Raw genomic sequence first — 440 nt, 5'->3', positions numbered from 1 at the left:
GCAATATTTCAATAAGCCAAAGCGTTATGCAGCTTTGCAGAAACATTACCAACGTGGCGAGACAGGGCGCGGCTCTGGCGTGATGTACTTTCTTATTAAGTTAAAAATTCAGAACCAAGACTATTTTATCAGCCGCCCCTTTACCAAAGCGGATGCTTCTCCTTTGGTTGGAAAAAATGCCAGACAAAACCGCCAGTTTATTATTACCTTGAGTATCGGGATCACCCTACTTCTGGCCTTATTGACCTGGTTGTTGATGAAGCGTTTATCACAGCCTGTATCCCGGCTGACCACATGGACACATGAACTGACCCCAGAGACATTAAAACGCCCGCCTCCTGACTTTGCTTATCCCGAACTCAACGAGATGGCCGCCTTAATTCAAGGGTCATTATCATCCGTTAATGAGGCTATGGAGCGAGAACAAAACTTCTTGCGTT

1 pseudogene is annotated in these 440 nt (G+C 45.7%); it reads left to right on the top strand.

Annotation, left to right across the window (positions count from 1 at the left end):
• Positions 1-440: pseudogene (locus B4K20_RS07815) on the top strand (sensor histidine kinase); the annotation flags it as partial.

The organism is Methylophaga sp. UBA5088, assembly GCF_002414625.1.
GTDB classification, from domain to species: domain Bacteria; phylum Pseudomonadota; class Gammaproteobacteria; order Nitrosococcales; family Methylophagaceae; genus Methylophaga; species Methylophaga marina.
Note: the sequence above shows the minus strand (reverse complement) of the source record. Positions and strands in the feature narration are given on the sequence as shown.